Origin of the sequence: Staphylococcus sp. HMSC62B09 (assembly GCF_001839115.1) — a bacterium.
In the GTDB taxonomy this organism is placed as follows: domain Bacteria; phylum Bacillota; class Bacilli; order Staphylococcales; family Staphylococcaceae; genus Staphylococcus; species Staphylococcus haemolyticus.
In genome coordinates this window covers 1-4,929 of the sequence record NZ_KV840118.1, presented here as the reverse complement: position 1 = coordinate 4,929, position 4,929 = coordinate 1, and the positions used below count along the sequence as shown (strand labels likewise).

The window sequence follows — 4,929 nt, the reverse complement described above, 5'->3', positions numbered from 1 at the left end:
TTTTATGCTTTTTCTTCCAAATTTGATATAAAATCGGGGCATATTCTTGAACTCAACGCTAGACCGTTAAATGATGAACGTTTACACCACGTTCCCTTAATATTTCAGATATATCACGATAACTCAATGCATATCTTAGATAGTAGCCAACGGCTACAGTGATAACATCCTTGTTAAATTGTTTATATCTGAAATAGTTCATACAGAAGACTCCTTTTTGTTAAAATTATACTATAAATTCAACTTTGCAACAGAACCGTATATTTTATATAGAGCATTCTCACTAAAAAAATTACACATATCGTGAGCAATGAACTGATTATACTTAACATTAAAAAAGATGATAACACCTTCTACACCTCCATATCACAAAAATTATAACATTATTTTGACATAAATACTACATTTGTAATATATTACAAATGTAGTCTTATATAAGGAGGATATTGATGAAAAAGATAAAAATTGTTCCACTTATTTTAATAGTTGTAGTTGTCGGGTTTGGTATATATTTTTATGCTTCAAAAGATAAAGAAATTAATAATACTATTGATGCAATTGAAGATAAAAATTTCAAACAAGTTTATAAAGATAGCAGTTATATTTCTAAAAGCGATAATGGTGAAGTAGAAATGACTGAACGTCCGATAAAAATATATAATAGTTTAGGCGTTAAAGATATAAACATTCAGGATCGTAAAATAAAAAAAGTATCTAAAAATAAAAAACGAGTAGATGCTCAATATAAAATTAAAACAAACTACGGTAACATTGATCGCAACGTTCAATTTAATTTTGTTAAAGAAGATGGTATGTGGAAGTTAGATTGGGATCATAGCGTCATTATTCCAGGAATGCAGAAAGACCAAAGCATACATATTGAAAATTTAAAATCAGAACGTGGTAAAATTTTAGACCGAAACAATGTGGAATTGGCCAATACAGGAACAGCATATGAGATAGGCATCGTTCCAAAGAATGTATCTAAAAAAGATTATAAAGCAATCGCTAAAGAACTAAGTATTTCTGAAGACTATATCAAACAACAAATGGATCAAAATTGGGTACAAGATGATACCTTCGTTCCACTTAAAACCGTTAAAAAAATGGATGAATATTTAAGAGATTTCGCAAAAAAATTTCATCTTACAACTAATGAAACAGAAAGTCGTAACTATCCTCTAGGAAAAGCGACTTCACATCTATTAGGTTATGTTGGTCCCATTAACTCTGAAGAATTAAAACAAAAAGAATATAAAGGCTATAAAGATGATGCAGTTATTGGTAAAAAGGGACTCGAAAAACTTTACGATAAAAAGCTCCAACATGAAGATGGCTATCGTGTCACAATCGTTGACGATAATAGCAATACAATCGCACATACATTAATAGAGAAAAAGAAAAAAGATGGCAAAGATATTCAACTAACTATTGATGCTAAAGTTCAAAAGAGTATTTATAACAACATGAAAAATGATTATGGCTCAGGTACTGCTATCCACCCTCAAACAGGTGAATTATTAGCACTTGTAAGCACACCTTCATATGACGTCTATCCATTTATGTATGGCATGAGTAACGAAGAATATAATAAATTAACCGAAGATAAAAAAGAACCTCTGCTCAACAAGTTCCAGATTACAACTTCACCAGGTTCAACTCAAAAAATATTAACAGCAATGATTGGGTTAAATAACAAAACATTAGACGATAAAACAAGTTATAAAATCGATGGTAAAGGTTGGCAAAAAGATAAATCTTGGGGTGGTTACAACGTTACAAGATATGAAGTGGTAAATGGTAATATCGACTTAAAACAAGCAATAGAATCATCAGATAACATTTTCTTTGCTAGAGTAGCACTCGAATTAGGCAGTAAGAAATTTGAAAAAGGCATGAAAAAACTAGGTGTTGGTGAAGATATACCAAGTGATTATCCATTTTATAATGCTCAAATTTCAAACAAAAATTTAGATAATGAAATATTATTAGCTGATTCAGGTTACGGACAAGGTGAAATACTGATTAACCCAGTACAGATCCTTTCAATCTATAGCGCATTAGAAAATAATGGCAATATTAACGCACCTCACTTATTAAAAGACACGAAAAACAAAGTTTGGAAGAAAAATATTATTTCCAAAGAAAATATCAATCTATTAACTGATGGTATGCAACAAGTCGTAAATAAAACACATAAAGAAGATATTTATAGATCTTATGCAAACTTAATTGGCAAATCCGGTACTGCAGAACTCAAAATGAAACAAGGAGAAACTGGCAGACAAATTGGGTGGTTTATATCATATGATAAAGATAATCCAAACATGATGATGGCTATTAATGTTAAAGATGTACAAGATAAAGGAATGGCTAGCTACAATGCCAAAATCTCAGGTAAAGTGTATGATGAGCTATATGAGAACGGTAATAAAAAATACGATATAGATGAATAACAAAACAGTGAAGCAATCCGTAACGATGGTTGCTTCACTGTTTTATTATGAATTATTAATAAGTGCTGTTACTTCTCCCTTAAATACAATTTCTTCATTTTCATTGTATGTTGAAAGTGACACTGTAACGAGTCCATTTTCTTTTTTTATGGATTTCTTATTTGTAATTTCAGCGATAACGTACAATGTATTACCTGGGTATACAGGTTTAATAAATTTAACGTTATTCATTTGTGTTCCTGCTACAACTTCTTCTCCGTATTTACCTTCTTCTACCCATAATTTAAATGATATTGAAAGTGTATGCATGCCAGATGCAATGATACCTTTAAATCTACTTTGTTCTGCTTTTTCTTTATCTATATGCATATATTGAGGATCAAAAGTTGTTGCAAATTGGATAATTTCTTCTTCTGTAATATGAAGGCTTTTTGTTTTGAATGTTTCTCCTACTATAAAATCATCGTATTTCATATATGTCTCTCTTTCTTATTCAAATTAATTTTTTAGTATGTAACATGTTAAAGGTAAGTCTACCGTCACTGAAACGTAAGACTCACCTCTAACTTTCTATTGAGACAAATGCACCATTTTATCTGCATTGTCTGTAAAGATACCATCAACTCCCCAATTAGCAAGTTGGTTTGCACGTGCTGGTTTGTTTACAGTCCATACGTTCAATTCATAACCCGCTTCTTTTACCATTTTTACTTTTGCTTTAGTAAGTTTGGCATCTTCAGTGTTTACTATTTTAGCATTACAGTAATCTAAAAGTGTTCTCCAGTCTTCACGAAACGAAGTTGTATGGAATATAACTGCTCTGTTATATTGTGGCATGATTTCTTCTGCAAGTTTAACAAGCACAACATTAAAGCTTGAAATGAGCACTTCTTGATTCTGATTTAAGTTTGTTAATTGTTCTTCCACTTGCTTAACCATACTTTTAGAAAGTGCTAGTCCATTCGGTCCAGTAATACCTTTTAATTCTACATTTAAATTCATATTATATTCATTTGCTATTTTTACTACATCATCGAAAGTTGGCAAATGTTCATCTTTGAATTTTTCACCAAACCAAGATCCTGCAGAAGCATCTTTAATTTCATCATAATTCAATTCAGTTATTTCCCCGGACATATTTGTAGTCCGTTCTAAATAATCATCATGAATGATAATCAGTTGTTCATCTTTTGTAATTGCAACATCTAACTCCAACCAGTTTATACCTTCTACTTCTGAAGCAGCTTTAAATGATGCAATTGTATTTTCCGGAGCTTTACTAGGTAATCCTCTATGTCCATATACAGTTAGCATATTACCTCTCCTTGCATTTTTATTTTTTTAATTAACGTAACTGTATTATCACATTAATCGCACTTTTATTTCCATTAAAAAGAGATGAATATCATAAATAAAGAAGTCGATAGATTCGTATTGATTATGGAGTTAATCTACGTCTCATCTCATTTTTAAAAAATCATTTATGTCCCAAGCTCCATTTTGTAATCAAGTCTAGTTTTTCTGTACCCCTTATCTGCAATTTTACTTAGGATTGCTTTTAACTTACCCCTTATCAGCAATTTTACTGAGAACTGCTTTTAACGCACCTCTTATCTGCAATTTTGCCTAGAACTGCTTTTAACGTACCTCTTATCTGCAATTTTACTGAGAACTGCTTTTAACTTACCCCTTATCAGCAATTTTGCATGGAATTGCTTTTAACGTACCTCTTATCTGCAATTTTACTTAGAACTGCTTTTAACAAACCTCTTATCTGCAATTTTACTTAGAATTGCTTTTACTATTCCTCTTATTAGTATAATCTCAGTAAGAATGCGTATAAAAATGAAAATTACAACCGATTTTGTAAGTGCTGACGCCTGAGGGAATAGTATGTGCGAGAGACTAATGGCTCGAGCCATACCCCTAGGCAAGCATGCACGTACAAAATCGTAAGATAAAAAAATAAGCATATCACTGTAAACTTTAAAAAATCAGTTTAGTGATATGCTTATTTATTTCGAGTTAGGATTTATGTCCCAAGCTCATCAAGCACAATCGGCCACTAGTTTATTTCTCTATCTTATATGTTCTGATATGGTCTTCTATACTGTATAAGTATACTTTTGAATATGGATCTTGTGTCAATTCACGTTCGAAATCAAATTCTTGATTATCAAATCTGTTAAAGAATGTTTCGTATTCTTCGACTGATAATTGCTCTCTAGATTCTAGCATATTTAAGTGTTTCTCTTTATCTAATGCTTTGTCATATCCTTTAACGATTGAACCACTAAAGATTTCTCCTACTGCTCCTGAACCATAACTAAATAGACATACTTTCTCTTCTGGTTGGAATGTGTGGTTCTGTAATAACGAAATTAAACTTAAGTATAATGATCCTGTATAAATGTTACCAACATCTCTATTCCATAATACGGTTCTGTTGCAAAGTTGAATTTATAGTATAATT

4 protein-coding genes and 2 pseudogenes are annotated in these 4,929 nt (G+C 31.1%); 1 reads left to right on the top strand and 5 read right to left on the bottom strand.

Annotated elements, in window-relative coordinates; genetic code table 11:
• Positions 1-61: 61 nt before the first annotated feature.
• Both HMPREF3265_RS12170 and HMPREF3265_RS12355 read right to left on the bottom strand, forming a co-directional pair.
• A pseudogene (locus HMPREF3265_RS12170) lies at positions 62-202 on the bottom strand (IS6 family transposase); the annotation flags it as partial.
• A 40-nt stretch (positions 203-242) separates the two neighbouring features.
• A pseudogene (locus HMPREF3265_RS12355) lies at positions 243-350 on the bottom strand (beta-lactam sensor/signal transducer MecR1); the annotation flags it as partial.
• Between the two features lie 96 nt (positions 351-446).
• On the opposite strand from HMPREF3265_RS12355, the gene mecA reads away from it, so the two are divergent.
• Positions 447-2,456 (top strand): PBP2a family beta-lactam-resistant peptidoglycan transpeptidase MecA, encoded by a 2,010-nt coding sequence (gene mecA, locus HMPREF3265_RS03160; protein WP_063852638.1) that lies wholly within the window; start codon positions 447-449, stop codon positions 2,454-2,456.
• A 45-nt stretch (positions 2,457-2,501) separates the two neighbouring features.
• Here the strand turns inward: mecA and HMPREF3265_RS03155 are convergent, their stop codons facing one another.
• The 3 genes from HMPREF3265_RS03155 to HMPREF3265_RS12160 form a co-directional block, all read right to left on the bottom strand.
• Entirely contained in the window at positions 2,502-2,930 is a 429-nt protein-coding gene (locus HMPREF3265_RS03155) for a MaoC family dehydratase (RefSeq protein ID WP_000872606.1), read from the bottom strand.
• A gap of 96 nt (positions 2,931-3,026) precedes the next feature.
• Positions 3,027-3,770: a glycerophosphoryl diester phosphodiesterase gene (locus HMPREF3265_RS03150; protein WP_000958858.1), complete on the bottom strand. Its 744-nt coding sequence runs from the start codon at positions 3,768-3,770 to the stop codon at positions 3,027-3,029.
• Between the two features lie 756 nt (positions 3,771-4,526).
• Positions 4,527-4,916 (bottom strand): hydroxymethylglutaryl-CoA synthase, encoded by a 390-nt coding sequence (locus tag HMPREF3265_RS12160; RefSeq protein WP_020444595.1) that lies wholly within the window; start codon positions 4,914-4,916, stop codon positions 4,527-4,529.
• Between the last annotated feature and the right edge of the window lie 13 nt (positions 4,917-4,929).

Bases quoted from the DNA above. Each gene is read 5' to 3' on its own strand.
- HMPREF3265_RS03155 (WP_000872606.1), bottom strand. From the start codon at position 2,930: ATGAAATACGATGATTTTATAGTAGGAGAAACATTCAAAACAAAAAGC.
- HMPREF3265_RS03150 (WP_000958858.1), bottom strand. From the start codon at position 3,770: ATGCTAACTGTATATGGACATAGAGGATTACCTAGTAAAGCTCCGGAA.